Source organism: Permianibacter fluminis, from assembly GCF_013179735.1.
Classification (GTDB): Bacteria; Pseudomonadota; Gammaproteobacteria; order Enterobacterales; family Permianibacteraceae; genus Permianibacter; species Permianibacter fluminis.
On record NZ_JABMEG010000001.1, the window covers coordinates 126,231 to 142,990 of the forward strand.

Consider the following 16,760-nt stretch of genomic DNA (forward strand, 5'->3'; position numbering starts at 1 on the left):
AGCACTCCGAAAGCCGTATCGACAACCCGCTAGATTGATAACGGAGCATCGGGCTCGTTTGCTGAGACCATTTCTGACTGAGGCTTGCAAGTATAGAGCGTCGCAACCATTGACAGGGTGAACCGATCACGCCTGACGCACAACGCCTGCAGGAGTCATGTTGATGGACGCCTTTACCGTATCCGGCCGCTACTGGCATCTGCTGGATGACCAGCGCATCCAGTGCGACGTTTGCCCGCGCGCCTGCAAGCTGCGCGAGGGCCAGCGCGGGCTCTGTTTCGTGCGTGGTCGCGAAGACAATGAAATCAAGCTTTACTCATACGGCCGCTCCAGTGGCTTCTGCATCGACCCCATTGAAAAGAAACCGCTGAACCATTTTCTGCCAGGCTCCAGCGTGCTCAGCTTCGGCACTGCCGGTTGCAATCTCGCCTGCAAGTTTTGCCAGAACTGGGACATTTCCAAAGCGCGTGAAACCGAAACCCTGTCGTCGGCCGCGAGCCCCGATCAGCTTGCCGCAACGGCCAAACGCCTCGGCTGTCGCAGCATTGCCTTCACCTACAACGATCCGGTGATTTTTCTCGAGTATGCAATTGACTGCGCCGACGCAGCGCGCGCACTCGGACTGCACCCGGTCGCGGTGACCGCCGGCTATATCTGCCCGGAACCGCGAAGCGAATTCTATCAGCACATGGATGCGGCAAATGTTGATCTGAAAGGTTTTACCGAACACTTTTATCAGCACGTTTGCGGTGCCGAGCTATCCGCCGTACTCGACACCCTGCTCTATCTGAAGCACGAAACCAAGGTCTGGTTCGAGATCACCACGCTGCTGATCCCGGGCGCCAACGACAGCACGGAAGAAATCGAAAACGAGTGCCGCTGGCTGGCCGACAACCTCGGTGCTGATGTGCCGCTGCATTTCACCGCCTTCCATCCCGATTACAAAATGCGTGAGACCGCCGCGACGCCACCGGCCACGCTGAGCCGCGCCCGCGAGATCGCGCTGGCGCACGGCCTGCATTACGTTTACACCGGCAATGTCCATGACCGCAGCGGCAGCAGCACCTGGTGCCCACGCTGCAAGCAGTTGCTGATCGAACGGGATTGGTATGACTTGGGTCGCTACGCGCTCAGCGATAGCGGCGCCTGCAGGCACTGCGGCTATCAGCTGGCGGGCGTGTTTGACGGCCCGGCCGAAAGTTGGGGCCGGCGCCGGGTGCCGGTGCATATCGCCTGAATCAATTGACCGTTGCTGCGGGCGCGAGCTGCGCCTGCAACGCCGCCAATTGCTGTTGCAAGGTCGACCAGTCGGCAGATGACAATTCCGCTTGTGCGTTGACTTCGCCGACAAACCGCAACGTCAGCTGCAGTTGCGGTAATTGCAGCAATTGCCCGGTCAGCGCCAGTGGCGCCGGAAACGATCGGCCGTTGCCGGTATCGTCCACAGCCAGAAAGGGATTGCGTTCCAAGCCCTGATGCATTGGTCGGAATCGATCCGTTGCGATATTCAGTGTTTGCGCACCGGTCGGCAGGTCGAAGCTCAGCTGTTCAATGCGCTGCCGATTCAAGGCCCGCACGCTGACAACCAAATAGGTCGGACTTTTCTCGGTCCACCAGAACTGCAGCTGATAGTGCTGATCATGTTGCGACGTGAGCCGGACCGGCGCTGTGGTCAGGTACAGGGCGCCAGTGCCGGCTTCCCGATCCTGCTGCAAACCGCTTGATCGCTTTGGCTGGTTGCTGCAGGCCGCCAGCCAGATTACCCAGACCGCGACGACGATACGCCATGACATCCCGACACACACCACTCGTTTTCACGCTCGGCGGGAGTCTATCCGGCAGCGTCTGGCGACCCGGTCGATTCCGACAATTCTGCACAATTCCGCAGTGAAATCGGCCCATCTGCCGAAACGGCAACGGCCGCTGCGGGTCGCTGTCCCGATGTGGTGGCCAGTCGGGAAAACGGACGGTAAACGGCGCGGAAAAAAGAAAAGGGCAAATCACGTTAGCGATTTGCCCCCTGCAGACTGCGAGGTATTTTGAACACCCGCCTTGCGAGCGAGTGGAGAGCTGCACACAGCCTGACTCCGGAGAGACAGGGACAGCCAGTCTCAATAATGCTTTCCCGAGCGCGACCCTCCGCTGGCCGACACCATGCAAGAGTGAGACTGGCTGTCGGGGGTCATTAGAGCGGTCCGGCCAGTCTCATTCAATCGCATTTCAGTATCGTTCTGTAGCTTTGTGTACGGGGTCACGGTTGCTCTCGAATGCGACTACGGTTAGGGTGGCGCGCCTTTTCCGGTGTCGCCGGTGGTCAGGAGAGCCGTATGGCCTTTGTCGAACTGAAAATCCAGATTGAAAAAGCCGTCGCCGAGCCGCTGGACGAGCTGTTGCTCGACCATGGCGCGCTGGCCGTGACCTATGAAGACGCCGAGGATCACCCGATTCTGGAACCCGGTCCGGGCGAAACGCCGCTCTGGCAGCAGATTGTGCTGACCGCGCTGTTCGACGGCGATATCGACACCGAAGTTCTGTTGGCCAGCCTTCAGAGCAACGCCATCTGGCCAACCACCGGCCATGCCCGCTTTCAGCCGGTGGCCGATCAGGACTGGATCCGGGCCTGGAAGGATCGGTTCAAGCCGGAACCGTTCGGCAATCGGCTGTGGGTTTGCCCGAGCTGGCACCCTGTGCCGGCCGAGGCCACGGTGCCGCTGCTGCTCGACCCCGGTCTGGCGTTCGGCACCGGCAGCCACCCCACGACCCGGCTCTGCCTGCAATGGCTCGACGGCCAGATGCTGGCCGGCAAGCATGTGCTCGATTACGGCTGCGGCTCCGGCATTCTGGCCATTGCCGCCGGCAAACTCGGCGCCAGCGCGCTGACCGCCATCGACAATGATCCGCAGGCGCTGCTGGCGACCCGGGAAAATGCCGAGCGCAACGCCATCGATCCGGCCATGCTGACGGTCAGCCTGCCGCCGCTCGCTGATGATTTTCGCTGTGACGTGATCGTCGCCAACATTCTGGCCGAACCACTGCGGCAACTGGCGCCGGCGTTTGCCCGTTGGTTGCCGGCAGGCGGCAAGCTGGTGTTATCCGGTTTGCTGGCCGAACAGGGCGACGAGTTACGGCAGCGTTATGCGCCGTGGTTTGATAACCTTGTCATCACCCGGCACGAAGACTGGATCCGTCTGGACGGCGTGCGCAATTCGAATTGATGTGGTTGCGTGTGTTGGTGAGAAGCTGGCCGTGACTTGCCGGTTCTGACACACAAGGCGAAACCTGTAGTTTGCAAAACCTGTTGTCGTAAAAAACGGTTGTCGTAAAAACCTGTTGCTGTAAAAGACCTGAGCTGACGCCCCTCCGCAGCCTGAGCGCGAAAAAAACAATGGATCTGTACACCCGCTGCCCGCACTGCCAAACCGTATTCCGGCTGTCGCCGCCCCAACTCGACGCGGCCGGCGGCCGCGTCCGCTGCGGCGCCTGCCTGCGGGTCTTCCCGGCCCGGCAATATCTGGTAAGACCGAAAACTTCCGGTGCACCCGCTGCGGCCGTGACGACAGCCGTCAGCCCGGCCCCGATTCCAGCTCCGATTCCAGCTCCGGTTCCTGCTCCGGTTCCAGCTCCGGTTCCTACTCCGGTTCCTACTCCGGTTCCTACTCCGGTTCCTGCTCCGGTTCCTGCTCCAGTTCCTGCTCCAGTTCCGGCTCCGGCTCCGGCTCCAGTTCCTGCTCCGGTTCCTGCTCCGGTTCCTGCTCCGGTTCCTGCTCCGGTTCCTGCTCCGGTTCCTGCTCCGGTTCCTGCTCCGGTTCCTGCTCCGGTTCCTGCTCCAGTTCCGGCTCCAGCACCTGCACCTGCACCTGCACCATTGGAATTGGACTTCGACAGCTTTTTCAACGATCGGGCGGAGTCGGCCACGCCGGCGCAAGCCGGTTTCGAAGAGCTCACACTGGACGAGTTGCCGCTGCCTGCCGAGCCCGCTTCTGATGAAGGTCTCGATACGGGTTTCGAAACAGGTCTCGATACAGCTTTCGAGACAAACTTCGACACCCGCCACGAACCCAGCCTCGAACCCGCCAACGCGCCGGCAGCACCGCGCAATGAGGTCCCGGCCAGCCGTGCAATCGAGCCGGACCCCGAGTTCAATATTTACGGCGAGGCTGAGACCGAGAGCGAGGCCGATTGGGCAGCAACCGACGAGACCAGTTCGGTTGCGGAAATGCCGTTCGATACGCCGATCACAAGCGCTAAAACGACTGCGGTCAGCAGCGACCAACCGACAAAAACCTCGGTGCACAGCGCAGAGCAATCGTCAGAAAAAACAAGCGCCGCCAAGCAAACCGGCCACACCACGGCCGAACCATTATCGGCACTCGAAGATCTGGCCTTGGAATTGCCGGATGACTGGGCCAGTTTGAAAAAGGCGCCGCGTCAGGAGCCGGTTTTCGACGACGACAACGGTCTGGATCTGGACGAACGCACCGCGACCGCAAGCAAACCGGCAGCAAAACCGCTGCTCGGCAAATCGGACAAAGACAGCGCACCGGCGACCAAACCGCTCGATCAGGGCAAAGCCAAGATCGAGCCACAGCCCGAGCTGCCGGCGCGCAAACCGGCGCTGACCAGCGCCGTGCCGGAAAACGCCTCCGCACCGACAAAAGCGCCTGCGCCAGAAAAAACCGCCGAGCCCCAAACACCCGAATCCAGAAAAACTGAGTCCAAAAAAGCCGAAGCTCAAAAGACCGAACCGAAAAAATTCGGCGTGTTCAAAGCCGACTCCGATGAGTCATTTGAATTGCATCCGGATCTGGCTGAGTTCAGCAATGACCAACCGGTGATCGGCGACTGGTCACTGAACCAGAATGAAACTGTCGACAAGGCTGGCGATGGCGACCAGCTCCGCCAACCGGCACCCGCGTCGCCGCACGTCATGCCGGTGCCCGCTGCGCTGTCGCCAGCCGCTGAAGCCGCTGTCAGCACGAGCGCCAATCTGAAAAACACCAGCCCGAAAAGCGCCGCAAAAGCCGCACCGGACGCGGTCGCCATTGCCGACTTTGGCGACATCAGCAGCGACTGGGACAAGCCGTCCATACAGCTGCAGGCCAATGCGACGATAACGGCCACGGCCGCAGCCGAACCGCAGCCGGAACCGTTCGACAGCGAAGCCTTCACTGCCGACCCCGGCAGCCGGGTGTTCCAGCCGGTCATCGATCCGCTGGATGATCTGAGCAGCGACGACTGGACGCTGGTCAGCACCGAACCGCGTGAAGATTACGAGGCCAGCCTGTTCGCACCGCCGCCCAAGCGCCGCTTTCCCTGGAAAGGACTGGCCTGGACGGCAGCTGCGCTGCTGACGCTGGTGCTGCTGGTTAGCCAGCTGCTGTGGCCACAGCGCGGCGAACTGCGCGAAGACCCGCAATGGGGCCCGTGGGTGGAGAGCATCTGCCAGCACATTGACTGCGACCTGCCGCCACGGGTGGATGTCAGCAAAGTGCAGCTGCAGCAGAAAAGCGTGCTGAAAGACCGCACCGATCCGCGGGTCCTGCAAATTGATTTGCTGATCGCCAACAAGGCCGAGTTCAGCCAGCCGTACCCGGACATCAAGCTGCGCTTCACCAATATCGAGGCCGAGGTGGTGGCCGAGCGCCGGTTCAAACCGTCTGAGTACCTGCGTGAGCAACCGGACAGCGATCAGATGCCAGTCGGCGTGCCGATTCATATCGCGTTTACCGTGCGGGCACCGGACGCCAAAGTGACGGGCTACGAATTCGATTTCCTGCCCACCGACCGATAACGGGTAAAAGCCCAGACCCGGTAATCGCTGAACCGGCAATCCCTGACCCGGCTGTTCCTGACCCGGCAGTTGCTGACCCAGCAGTTCCTGACCCAGCCACAACCATCGCGCCCGTCCGTTCGCCTGTCGAACGGGCGAGCCGCTCACCAGCTCCCACCATCGGCAACCCGCGCGCTTGGCTGGCCGCCCTCAATAGCCCCGGCCACCAACGGCGCAGCAGTGGTCTACGCTTGTACGGTTAGGCCATTTGCCGGCCGGCGAGAGATGAGGCGTTGGGCAATGAATATTCGACAAAAAATGCTCGCGTGTGGTGCGCTCAGCGTGTTCTCGGCGGCGCTGCTTGGCGGCATCGGTTTCTACGGCCAGACCGAGCTGGCCACCGCCATGCAGGACAACGAAATCAGCATCACGGCGCTGCGCAATCACCTCGACGGTGACATGATGCACGACGCGCTGCGCGCCGACGTGCTGGCCGCATTGCTGACCGGCGGCGATGCCAGTGCCGCTGCCCAGGTCCGTCAGGATTTGAAGGATCACAGCGAGCGCTTCCAGCAGACGCTGGAAGAAAATGCCAAGTTGCAGCTCGATGACAACATCAAGCGCGCGCTCAGTGAAGCGCGACCGGCACTGGCCAGCTATATCGATCACGCCCGTCGCGTGGTCGACTTGGCCCTGCAAGATCCCGCCGCCGCCCGCGCGGAATTGCCCGCCTTCCTGCAAACGTTTGCCGTTCTCGAAGACAAAGAAGAATCGCTCAGCGAATTGATTGAAGCGCACGCGGCGTTAACTCGCAAGGAAGGCGAAGCGGCTGTCAGCAGTGCGGCGTGGTGGCTGGTTGGCGGTATTGTCGTGATCTGTTTTTTGCTCTGTCTGATGACGACTCGATTAATGAAAGCGGTGTTACTGCCACTGGAAAAAACCATTCAGGTAGCGCGCGCCATTGCTCACGGCAACCTGCGTACCAATGTCAGTGTCGACAGCAATGACGAAGCCGGCCAGCTACAGGCCGCGCTGGCTGACATGCAAAGCAATTTGCGCCAGATGATCAAAACCATCCATAGTGAAGCTGAGCTGTTGCAGGAAACCGCACAGCTGGTCAATCAGAGCTCGAAAGCCATTATTGATGGCACCGGCGAGCAGTCAGACAGCGCAACCAGCATGGCCGCGGCCATGGAAGAGATGATCCGCAATATCCAGCAAATCGCCGACCATGCGGGCAACGCGCAATCCATTTCATCGGAGTCGGAGCAACTGGCCAGCAGCGGCGGTCAGGTGATCATGGGCGTGGTCGACGGTATGAACCGCATTGCCGACGCGGTCAACGAATCCTCTGCCACTATTACCGCGCTCGGCAAATCATCGGAAGAAATCTATTCGATTATTCAAGTCATCAAGAGCATTGCCGAACAGACCAATCTGCTGGCGCTGAACGCGGCAATTGAAGCGGCCCGGGCCGGTGAAGCTGGCCGCGGTTTTGCCGTGGTGGCCGATGAAGTGCGTAACCTCGCCGCACGCACCGCGCAGTCCACGCAAGAAATCACTGACATGATTCAGCGCATCCGCAGCAGCACCGATCAGGCGGTCAGCAGTATGCAGACCGGCGTGGTGCGGGTGAACGATGGTGTGGCGCTGGCCCAGCAGGCCGGCACGTCGATCAACGAAATCCGCGGCGGTGCCCAGCGCGCGGCCGTGGTGGTGGAAGAAATTTCCCAGACCATCGGCGAGCAATCGAAAGCCAGCGCCGAAGTCGCGCAGCGGGTCGAACACATTGCCCAGATGGCGCGCTCGAACAATCAGACCGTACTCGGGCTGGCCGAAGCGGCCCGCCGGCTGGAAGCGGTTGCACGGGAAATGCAGGGCTCGGTGGCGCGGTTCCAGACCTAAGCCACCGAAAAGCAAGATTCAGACAACAAACCGGGCGCCACTTTCAGCGCCCGGTTTGCTTTTGGCATGAAAACAACTGGGCATGGCAAAAGAATCATCCACAGCACCATCCACGCCATGCTCTACAAGCGCTGACAGCGCTTTGCCACAGCTGCAAGCAGTTAGTACTGATCCTGTCGTCGTACGACAAAACGGGTGTCTGAATCAACGGGTGTCCGAAACAACGTGGGTCCGAAACAACGTAGCCCGGATGCAGCGCAGCAAAACCCGGGAATCCCCAAGATTCACCCCGCCCTCTGTTCACAAAACGAAATGCCAACCGGTCTACGTCTGCACAAGCCCACTCAAGGCTCGCCGGCTAAACCCAACTCAAACCGCAGCGAGATCGCGGTAGCATCATCAAGATTCGGATCCATGCCCGGTTGGTGAATGCGCTGGATGCTCGGCTGCAGCGCCAACCACTCGGTCACGACGAAACGATAGCTGAGTTCAATGGCCGTTTCGGTGCGCTCCAGATCGACACCATCGGCCGCCGCAGCGCGCAAAAACGGCGAACCATTTTCCACCTGGGCAATCGCGATGCCGAGCGCATCGGAATCATCACTTGCGAGCACGCCGACCCACTGCAGACCGGCACCGCGGTAGCGGGCAAAGGCATTGACCTCGTCATTGGCAAAGCCGAGCCGGACAAAACCATGCAGCGCCGATGCCGAATGCCAGTCATGCCAAAGCCGGTGACTGGCTGCGACATACCAGCCGTTATTGTTTTCGTCACCGCTGCCGTCGAGTCGCGCAACCGGTTCGGAATAGCGCCACAAGCCGAGATTGAGTTTGCTGATCTGGCCTTCGTCGCTTTTGTCCTCCCAGCCGACTTCGCAGGTGCTCAGCAAACCGTCATCACTTTCCAGCTTGATATGGGTGCCGCGCGGATTGTCCGGGTCACCGGGCACACCATCGAGCAGGATGCAGGCACCATAAACGCCGCCGGCAAAACCCCAGTGCAGACGCGCGCCGAGCGAAGTGGTGGGAAAAATCGACGGGCCGTTTTCACCGCTCTGGGAAAAATCCGGACCGATGCCAAACGACGAGTTCTGGAACAGCCCGGCCGCTTCAACCACATCGAACTCACTGTTCAGATCGATCAGACCAAACTTCCAGCTGGCGGCGCCGTCGGCAAACGGCTGCTCATACCAAAGCTCATACAGTTTCAGCGCCTGCGGCGCATCGATATTGGAATAGGTCTGGGCATCGCCAATCACTTCGCTCGGCGAGTCGCCATGGTTGCCCAACACATAGATAAACGCGGTGCCGCCGTCGCCGAACCAGCTCAGCTCGCGCCATTCCATCGTGGCATCGAGATTGCCGAGGTAGCCGCTGTCCTCTTGCAGGCCGCCACTGAGATTGCGGAACGACTCGCCGGTATACACCAGCGCCCATTCATCGCCTGTCGCCGCTGTCGCCAGCGCCATCAACGCCACTGCTGCCGGACCTGCGCGCATAACCCGGGCTCCGTTTTGGCTGCGCCGGCGCCGATCTGGCACCGACAAACCTCTAGAGCGTAGTTGGCCGGCGCCGGTTGGCAAAAAAGCCTGTTGTCAACTGCTTAAATTTCAACCAGAGCATGGCTATAATGCGCGCCCCCTTCCGGTCCCGGCTTCCCCCGAATGCGTCTTGGTCCTTACACCCTGCCGAACCAGCTTTGGCTGGCGCCGATGGCAGGCGTGACTGACCGGCCGTTCCGGCAGCTGTGCCGGGAGCTGGGTGCCGGTCAGGCGGTGTCGGAAATGATGTCGGCGAACCCGCAGCTGCGCGATACCGAAAAGTCCCTGCGGCGGATGGACCACAGCGGCGAATCGGGCGTCCGGGCGGTGCAGATCGCCGGTGCCGAGCCGGCCTGGCTGGCGGAAGCGGCCCGATTCAATGTCGAGCGCGGCGCGCAGATCATCGACATCAACATGGGTTGCCCGGCCAAGAAGGTCTGCAACAAGTACGCGGGTTCGGCATTGATGGCGGATTTGGTTACGGCCAAGGCCATCATCGAAGCCACCGTGCAGGCGGTGCGGGCCTTGCCCAACCCGGTGCCGGTGACCGTCAAGATGCGGGCCGGCCCGTGTGCCGATGTCCGTAACGCGGTCGAGCTGGCCTTGATCGCCCAGGACGCCGGCGCGGCCGCCGTGACCGTGCATGGCCGCACCCGCGACCAGCTGTACAAAGGCCAGGCCGAGTACGACACGGTCGCGGCGGTAAAAAAGGCGCTGTCGATTCCGGTGATTGCCAATGGCGACATCGATTCGCCGGCGAAAGCGAAATGGGTGCTGGACCATACCGGCGTGGACGCCGTGATGATTGGCCGCGCCGCCCAGGGCAATCCCTGGATCTTTCGCGAGATTCAGCACTTTCTCGATACCGGTGCGCAGTTGCCACCACCATCGGCCGCGGAAGTGCATGAAGTGATGGACCGACACGTGGCGCAGTTGCACGCCTTTTACGGCGAGTACATGGGCCTGCGCATCGCGCGCAAACATGTGGGATGGTATGTGGCAGAACGTGCCAACGGCGCCGACTTCCGCAACCGCTTTAACAGCATTGAAAACGCTGTCGAGCAGCGGCAAGCACTGGCCGACTTTTTGTTGGCCGCAAGCAACAGCACAACTGATTCATTAACAAACGTTCAACCCGATCGGTTGACTGACGTCAAAACTGATCATCAACAACAGGCAGCTTAGTAATGGAACAGTTCTTTGTGGAAAAAACCGCTGGCGAGAAATCCACCAGCGCGGCAACCGTCCAGCAACCGACCCTGCGCGAATGCGTGCAAACTGCGGTGCAAAATTACTTTGCCCACCTCGAAGGTGAGCTGCCGAGCAATCTGTATGACCTGGTGCTGGCCGAAGTCGAAGCGCCGCTGCTCGAAGTGGTCATGAAGCAGGTGCGCAACAACCAGACCAAAGCCTCGCAAGTGCTCGGTCTGAACCGTGGCACGCTGCGCAAGAAATTGAAGCAGTACGATCTGTAATTTTCATTTACCCCTCTCCCATTGGGGCGAGGCGGTAATTAACGAAGCACTGCTTCGTTCCGCCGCAGCGCCATGAGCCGAAGGCGAATGGCTGGGGCGCGGAGCGGAGCAGGGTGAGGAAACCCTCAGCATGAGCGACTTTTTGCTTTTGCGCGACCGGTCAGCCCCCTCACCCCTCACCCCTACCCCTCTCCCGGCGGGAGAGGGGATTCCATTCTCTCTCATCTCGTGAAGACTGAAACCGCCATGTCCGTCGCCTTTTCATCAGAACTCCGTCCCATCCGTCGCGCTTTGCTGAGCGTTTCCGACAAAACCGGTATCGTTGATTTCGCCAAGGCTTTGAGCCAGCACGGTGTCGAGCTGCTGTCCACCGGCGGCACTTACAAGCTGCTGAAAGACAACGACATCGCCGTGAAAGAAGTGTCGGAATACACCGGCTTTCCGGAAATGATGGATGGCCGCGTCAAGACCCTGCACCCGAAAGTGCACGGCGGCATTCTCGGCCGCCGCGGCACCGATGACGCGGTGATGGCACAGCACGGCATCGAGCCGATCGATCTGGTCGTGGTCAACCTGTATCCGTTTGCCGCCACCGTCGCCAAGCCGGGCTGCACACTGGAAGACGCGATCGAAAACATCGATATCGGCGGCCCGACCATGGTTCGCTCGACCGCCAAGAATCACAAAGACACCACCATTGTGGTCAACGCCAGTGATTACGGCCGCGTTATCGACGCGCTGAAGAGCGGCGGCACAACCTACGCGCTGCGCTTCGATTTGGCAGTGAAAGCCTTTGAACACACGGCCGGCTATGACGGCATGATCGCCAACTATCTCGGCACCCGTGTCGGCAGTGACGACGTCGCCGCCAAACACGCAGCACCGGATTTGTTCCCGCGCACCTTCAACAGCCAGTTCATCAAGAAGCAGGACATGCGCTATGGCGAGAACCCGCACCAGAATGCGGCGTTCTACGTTGAAGCGGCTTCTTTCAACAACAAGCCTGTAGAAGCCAGCGTCGCCACCGCGATTCAGCTGCAAGGCAAAGAGCTGAGCTTCAACAACGTCGCCGATACCGATGCCGCGCTCGAATGCGTCAAATCATTTGTCAAACCGGCTTGCGTCATCGTCAAGCACGCCAATCCGTGTGGCGTCGCGGTATCGCTCGACGGCATTCGCGCTGCTTATGATTTGGCCTACGCCACCGATCCGGAAAGCGCGTTTGGCGGCATAATTGCCTTCAACCGCGAGCTGGATGCCGACACCGCCAAGGCGATTGTCGAGCGCCAGTTTGTCGAAGTGATCATCGCGCCGAAAGTCTCGGAAGCGGCACGCGCCGTCGTCGCCGCCAAGCAAAACGTTCGCCTGCTGGAAAGCGGCGAATGGTCGCAGGACCGCGCGCCGGGCTGGGATTACAAGCGCGTCAACGGCGGCCTGCTGGTGCAGGATCGCGACAATGGCATGATCACGGAAAGCGATTTGAAAGTCGTGACCAAACGGGTGCCGACCGAAGCCGAAATGCATGATCTGATCTTCGCCTGGAAAGTGGCCAAGTTCGTCAAATCAAACGCCATTGTCTACGCCAAGAACCGCCAGACCATCGGCGTTGGCGCCGGCCAGATGTCACGGGTCAACTCGGCCCGTATTGCGGCGATCAAGGCCGAACACGCCGGTCTGGAAGTCAAAGGCGCCGTGATGGCCTCGGACGCGTTCTTCCCGTTCCGCGACGGCATCGATAACGCCGCCAAGAACGGTATCGCCTGCGTGATTCAACCGGGCGGTTCGATGCGCGATGCCGAAGTCATTGCCGCCGCCGACGAACACGGCATGGCGATGGTCTTTACCGGCATGCGTCATTTCCGGCATTGAGTCGAACCCTGTAGGAGCGGCCTTGGCCGCGATACTTTCCATTCGCTGAAAGACAATCGCGGCCAAGGCCGCTCCTACAAAATCACCGCCTTTGTGAGCGTGGCAGCGGCGACCTATCTGTTACAGGGACAACAACAATGAAAATTCTGGTGATCGGCAACGGCGGCCGTGAGCACGCGCTGTCGTGGAAAGTGGCACAAAGCGGCCGGGTGTCGCAGGTGTTTGTCGCGCCGGGCAATCCGGGCACAGCACGCGAACCCAAGATCCAGAACGTCGCGATTGGCGCCACCGATGTCGAGAAGTTGCTGGCGTTTGCGCAAAGCGAAAAAATCGATCTGACCATCGTCGGTCCGGAAGCGCCGCTCGCCGCGGGCGTGGTTGATGCCTTCCGCAAGGCCGGCGTGAAAATCTTTGGCCCGCACAGGCACGCGGCGCAACTGGAAAGCTCGAAGGCGTTTGCGAAAGAGTTTTTGTGGCGGCACCAGATCCCGACCGCGCAATACCAAACCTTTACCGACATCACGCCCGCCAAAGCCTATGTCGAACAAATGGGCGCGCCGATTGTCATCAAGGCCGATGGTCTTGCTGCCGGCAAGGGCGTGATCGTTGCGATGAGGAAAGACGAAGCCTTTGCCGCGATTGACGACATGCTGTCCGGCAACAAATTCGGCAGCGCCGGTTCGCGCGTGGTCATCGAGGAATTCCTCGCCGGTGAAGAAGCCAGCTTTATCGTCATGGTCGATGGCAACAACGTGATCCCGATGGCGACCTCGCAGGATCACAAGCGCCGTGACGACGGCGACCGTGGCCCGAACACCGGCGGCATGGGTGCGTACTCGCCGGCACCGGTGGTGACGCCGGAAGTGCATGATCGCGTGATGAAAGAAATCATTCAGCCGACCGTGCGCGGCATGATCGCCGATGGCCATCCTTACGTCGGCTTCCTGTATGCCGGCCTGATGATCAACGAGCAAGGCGAACCGAAAGTCATCGAGTTCAACTGCCGTTTTGGCGATCCGGAAACCCAGCCGATCATGATGCGGTTGAAGTCGGATCTGGCGACGCTGTGCGAAGCCGGCGCCGACGGCAAACTCAACACCGTCCAGGCCGACTGGGATCACCGCGCCGCGGTGGGCGTGGTGCTGGCCGCCGCTGGCTACCCGGACGACCCGCGCAAAGGCGACGTCATTGAGGGCCTCGATGCCACCGTGGCCGATGCCAAACTGTTCCAGGCCGGCACCGCCGAAAAAGACGGCGCCGTGGTCACCAATGGCGGCCGGGTACTGTGCGCGACCGCCCTTGGCGAGTCGGTGCACGAAGCCCAGCAGCGGGCGTATCTGCTGGCCAACCGGGTTAGCTGGAAAGGCATGTTCTGCCGCCAGGACATCGGCTGGCGGGCCATTGCCCGCGAACGCCAGTAAGCACCCGCTTTCACTGCGGAGCCTTAAAAACTGGCACCGCTATGCCAAAGCCGCCCACGGGCGGCTTTGTGCTGTCTGGCGGCAGGCTATCGGCGTTCGGGCAGGGCTACCCAGTCTGCTGGCGCTCGGGTAGTATCGAGCCGTTCAAAATAATAGACGGCCAGTTTAATCATGCAGCACAGCACGACAGCCTACCGCGCCCAGCCGCACGCCCCCTCCTACTACGCCGCCTCCGCCAATCCGGCGCCGGAACGGCCGCCTTTGCAAGGCGCGGTCAGTGCTGACGTTTGCGTGATCGGCGCGGGCTATACCGGACTGTCGGCGGCGCTGCATCTGGCCGAAGCCGGCTTCAAGGTGGTCGTGCTGGAAGCGAACAAGGTCGGCTGGGGTGCGTCCGGGCGCAACGGCGGCCAGATCGTGCATTCCTATTCGCGCGACGTCGATGTGATCGAGGCCAAGTACGGCCTTGATACCGCCCGCGCGCTTGGCAGCATGATTTTTGAAGGCGCCGACATCCTGCGCAGCCGCGTTCGCGACTACGGCATCCAGTGCGATCTGAAAAACGGTGGCGTCTACGCGGCCATGAGCGGCAAAAAAGCCGAACAACTGCAGCACCATCAAGAACTGTGGCAGCGCTGGGGTCATCCCGGTTTGCAATACATGGAAGGTGAGGCCGCGCGCCGCATCGTCAATTCCGAGCGCTACAGCGCGGTACTGGTCGACCCGACCGGCGGCCATTTTCATCCGCTCAATCTGGCGCTTGGTGAAGCGGCGGCGCTGGAGTCACGCGGCGGCGTGATTTACGAAAGCAGCCAGGTCACCCGCATCGAGCAACTGGCCTCGCCAATCGTGCACACCGAACAAGGTCAGGTGACGGCAAAATTTCTCGTCGTTGCCGGCAATGCCTATCTCGGCAATCTCATTCCGGCGCTCGCGGCCAAGTCGATGCCCTGCGGCACCCAGGTGATCGCCACCGAACCGCTCGGCGCTCTGGCCGATGAATTGATTCCGAGTGATTACTGCGTCGAGGACAACAATTTTCTACTCGATTATTTCCGGCTGTCGGCCGACAAGTGTTTGATTTACGGCGGCGGCGTCATCTACGGCGCTCGCGATCCGGCTCACGTCGAACGGATCGTCCGGCCGAAATTGCTGAAGACCTTTCCGCAATTGAAAAACGTCAAAATCGATTACGGTTGGACCGGCAATTTCCTGCTGACGCTGTCACGGCTGCCGCAGTTCGGCCGGCTCAATCACAACATCTACTATTCGCAAGGTTGCAGCGGCCACGGCATCACCATGACCCATCTGGCCGGACGCTTGCTCAGCGAAGCGATTCGCGGTCAAGCCGACCGCTTCGATGCCTTCGCCAAGCTGCCGCATTTGCCGTTTCCGGGTGGCCGCTTGTTCCGGGTGCCGGCGACGGCACTGGGCGCATGGTATTACCAAATGCGCGATTCGCTGGGGATTTGATTATTTAGCCCGTTTCGAGTGGCCCGTCTCGACTCAGCTCGCTCGATCCCGCCTCGTTACAATCATCAGAATTGCCGGGTCTCGCCCCGGCGGGCGAGGACCTTTCTTTGCGAAAGAAAGGTCCCAAAGAAACATGCCCGGCTCCGAGCCGTGCTGCGCACGGTTCCCTGCGCTGCTCATTCCGTCTGGGGCTTTTGTGACAGTACATCCTTGTACAGTCACAAAAGGCTTCGGCATCCATGCCTCGCCCCTTCGTTTCACTCCGGGCTGTTAACCCAGACTGCATTCCGCGGCTCAGCTCGTCGAACGGGCGGGGAATTCAAAGGCACGCTTCGCGCAAAGGTTAAGGCTAAGGCTAAGGCTAAGGCTAAGGCTAAAAGTGAAAAGGAACCTGTCATTCCCGCGAAAGGGGGAATCCAGAGACTTTGAAAAATGCGGAGACACTGGGTCCCCGCCTCGGCAACTGCTCCTGCCTTGCTCTACCTCCCGCATCCATGCAGTCGTACGCGGGGATGACAAACAAAAGAAGAAAAGCCGAAGCAACTGACTCAACTAGAATCCGGGCCCCCATTCGCGCCAGCCGACGGGCACGTGACAGTGGCCGGGTGCGCTGGCAGGGATGCCAGCGCAGCACTGATAAGACAGGATGTCGCATCAGTGCGTGCCCGAAGACACTGGCATGTGAGCGGCGGGCGGACTACCCAAAGCAACCAAACCGATTCTGGCGCGCTGGGGCGTGTTCTTTTGCTTACTTTTCTTGCACGAGCAAGAAAAGTGAGGCGCACGCCGGGGCGCAACCCGGCAATCTCGAATTACGCCAAGCACCAAAGTAAACTGCAAGTACACGTTCAACCCGACCTTCTTTCGTCAGGGGAGAAGGTTTAAAAAGGCAAAAAAAAGGCCCGCAATGCGGGCCTTTTTTTTGCGACTAGCTGAATCAGTTATTCACAACGCGAATGCCAGCGGCTTGCAGGCCTTTCTGGCCTTGCTTGACGGTGAATTCGACTTTGTCGTTTTCATTCAGCGATTTAAAACCGCTGCTTTGAATTTCCGAGAAGTGCGCGAACAGATCGGCGCTGCCATCGCTAGGGGTAATGAAACCAAAGCCTTTGGCTTCGTTGAACCACTTGACGGTACCGGTTTGAGTCGACATTTGTTACGTTCCTTTCAATAAATCAGAGAAATAGGCTGAGAGCCTGTTTTTTTGCTGAGCGAATCAGCCAACAAGCGTTCAAGAAACGTAGCGAATGTGTTCGAAGGACTGCCGGTGAACCGAAGCTTTACGGGACAAAACACGGGATGAAGC

The 16,760-nt window shown here is 60.3% G+C and carries 13 protein-coding genes and 1 pseudogene; 10 read left to right on the top strand and 4 right to left on the bottom strand.

The window, feature by feature from the left end; all coding sequences use genetic code 11:
- The first annotated feature begins 163 nt into the window (after window positions 1-163).
- Window positions 164-1,237 (top strand): AmmeMemoRadiSam system radical SAM enzyme, encoded by a 1,074-nt coding sequence (gene amrS / locus HPT27_RS00550; RefSeq protein ID WP_211197797.1) that lies wholly within the window; start codon window positions 164-166, stop codon window positions 1,235-1,237.
- 1 nt (window position 1,238) lies between these two features.
- Here amrS and HPT27_RS00555 read toward each other — a convergent pair whose 3' ends face one another.
- A complete protein-coding gene (locus tag HPT27_RS00555) occupies window positions 1,239-1,793 on the bottom strand; it encodes a hypothetical protein (protein ID WP_172237407.1) in 555 nt (184 codons plus the stop codon).
- A 534-nt stretch (window positions 1,794-2,327) separates the two neighbouring features.
- Here HPT27_RS00555 and prmA point away from each other — a divergent pair.
- The gene (gene prmA / locus HPT27_RS00560; RefSeq protein ID WP_172237409.1) at window positions 2,328-3,215 is read left to right on the top strand and encodes a 50S ribosomal protein L11 methyltransferase; all 888 of its coding nucleotides are present in this window, start codon (window positions 2,328-2,330) and stop codon (window positions 3,213-3,215) included.
- 170 nt (window positions 3,216-3,385) lie between these two features.
- Window positions 3,386-3,490: pseudogene (locus HPT27_RS19180) on the top strand (MJ0042-type zinc finger domain-containing protein); the annotation flags it as partial.
- 163 nt (window positions 3,491-3,653) lie between these two features.
- On the opposite strand, the gene HPT27_RS19185 reads toward HPT27_RS19180, so the two are convergent.
- Window positions 3,654-3,866 carry a hypothetical protein gene (locus HPT27_RS19185; RefSeq protein WP_235951077.1) on the bottom strand — a complete coding sequence of 71 codons (213 nt, stop codon included), beginning with the start codon at window positions 3,864-3,866 and terminating at the stop codon, window positions 3,654-3,656.
- Here HPT27_RS19185 and HPT27_RS00565 point away from each other — a divergent pair.
- Window positions 3,866-5,791 (top strand): DUF3426 domain-containing protein, encoded by a 1,926-nt coding sequence (locus tag HPT27_RS00565; RefSeq protein WP_235950895.1) that lies wholly within the window; start codon window positions 3,866-3,868, stop codon window positions 5,789-5,791. The genes HPT27_RS19185 and HPT27_RS00565 overlap by 1 nt on opposite strands.
- A 279-nt stretch (window positions 5,792-6,070) precedes the next feature.
- Window positions 6,071-7,675, top strand: coding sequence for a methyl-accepting chemotaxis protein (locus HPT27_RS00570; protein WP_172237413.1), 1,605 nt, complete (start codon window positions 6,071-6,073; stop codon window positions 7,673-7,675).
- A 344-nt stretch (window positions 7,676-8,019) separates the two neighbouring features.
- Here HPT27_RS00570 and HPT27_RS00575 read toward each other — a convergent pair whose 3' ends face one another.
- On the bottom strand, window positions 8,020-9,174 hold the full coding sequence (locus HPT27_RS00575; protein WP_172237415.1) for a carbohydrate porin: 1,155 nt from the start codon (window positions 9,172-9,174) through the stop codon (window positions 8,020-8,022).
- 165 nt (window positions 9,175-9,339) lie between these two features.
- Between HPT27_RS00575 and dusB the strand changes: the two genes are divergently transcribed.
- The 5 genes from dusB to HPT27_RS00600 all read left to right on the top strand — a co-directional run bounded on the left by dusB (window position 9,340) and on the right by HPT27_RS00600 (window position 15,454).
- Entirely contained in the window at window positions 9,340-10,401 is a 1,062-nt protein-coding gene (gene dusB / locus HPT27_RS00580; RefSeq protein ID WP_172237417.1) for a tRNA dihydrouridine synthase DusB, read from the top strand.
- A gap of 2 nt (window positions 10,402-10,403) precedes the next feature.
- Window positions 10,404-10,691: a DNA-binding transcriptional regulator Fis gene (gene fis, locus HPT27_RS00585; protein WP_172237419.1), complete on the top strand. Its 288-nt coding sequence runs from the start codon at window positions 10,404-10,406 to the stop codon at window positions 10,689-10,691.
- Window positions 10,692-10,937: 246 nt separating this feature from the next.
- On the top strand, window positions 10,938-12,560 hold the full coding sequence (gene purH, locus HPT27_RS00590) for a bifunctional phosphoribosylaminoimidazolecarboxamide formyltransferase/IMP cyclohydrolase (protein WP_172237422.1): 1,623 nt from the start codon (window positions 10,938-10,940) through the stop codon (window positions 12,558-12,560).
- Window positions 12,561-12,697: 137 nt separating this feature from the next.
- Window positions 12,698-13,981: a phosphoribosylamine--glycine ligase gene (purD, locus tag HPT27_RS00595; protein WP_172237425.1), complete on the top strand. Its 1,284-nt coding sequence runs from the start codon at window positions 12,698-12,700 to the stop codon at window positions 13,979-13,981.
- A 171-nt stretch (window positions 13,982-14,152) separates the two neighbouring features.
- Entirely contained in the window at window positions 14,153-15,454 is a 1,302-nt protein-coding gene (locus HPT27_RS00600; RefSeq protein WP_172237428.1) for an NAD(P)/FAD-dependent oxidoreductase, read from the top strand.
- 937 nt (window positions 15,455-16,391) lie between these two features.
- Here HPT27_RS00600 and cspE read toward each other — a convergent pair.
- The gene (gene cspE / locus HPT27_RS00605; protein ID WP_172237431.1) at window positions 16,392-16,607 is read right to left on the bottom strand and encodes a transcription antiterminator/RNA stability regulator CspE; all 216 of its coding nucleotides are present in this window, start codon (window positions 16,605-16,607) and stop codon (window positions 16,392-16,394) included.
- Between the last annotated feature and the right edge of the window lie 153 nt (window positions 16,608-16,760).

Bases quoted from the DNA above. Each gene is read 5' to 3' on its own strand.
- amrS (WP_211197797.1), top strand. From the start codon at position 164: ATGGACGCCTTTACCGTATCCGGCCGCTACTGGCATCTGCTGGATGAC.
- HPT27_RS00555 (WP_172237407.1), bottom strand. From the start codon at position 1,793: ATGTCATGGCGTATCGTCGTCGCGGTCTGGGTAATCTGGCTGGCGGCC.
- prmA (WP_172237409.1), top strand. From the start codon at position 2,328: ATGGCCTTTGTCGAACTGAAAATCCAGATTGAAAAAGCCGTCGCCGAG.
- HPT27_RS19185 (WP_235951077.1), bottom strand. From the start codon at position 3,866: ATGGTGCAGGTGCAGGTGCAGGTGCTGGAGCCGGAACTGGAGCAGGAA.
- HPT27_RS00570 (WP_172237413.1), top strand. From the start codon at position 6,071: ATGAATATTCGACAAAAAATGCTCGCGTGTGGTGCGCTCAGCGTGTTC.
- HPT27_RS00575 (WP_172237415.1), bottom strand. From the start codon at position 9,174: ATGCGCGCAGGTCCGGCAGCAGTGGCGTTGATGGCGCTGGCGACAGCG.
- dusB (WP_172237417.1), top strand. From the start codon at position 9,340: ATGCGTCTTGGTCCTTACACCCTGCCGAACCAGCTTTGGCTGGCGCCG.
- fis (WP_172237419.1), top strand. From the start codon at position 10,404: ATGGAACAGTTCTTTGTGGAAAAAACCGCTGGCGAGAAATCCACCAGC.
- purH (WP_172237422.1), top strand. From the start codon at position 10,938: ATGTCCGTCGCCTTTTCATCAGAACTCCGTCCCATCCGTCGCGCTTTG.
- purD (WP_172237425.1), top strand. From the start codon at position 12,698: ATGAAAATTCTGGTGATCGGCAACGGCGGCCGTGAGCACGCGCTGTCG.
- HPT27_RS00600 (WP_172237428.1), top strand. From the start codon at position 14,153: ATGCAGCACAGCACGACAGCCTACCGCGCCCAGCCGCACGCCCCCTCC.
- cspE (WP_172237431.1), bottom strand. From the start codon at position 16,607: ATGTCGACTCAAACCGGTACCGTCAAGTGGTTCAACGAAGCCAAAGGC.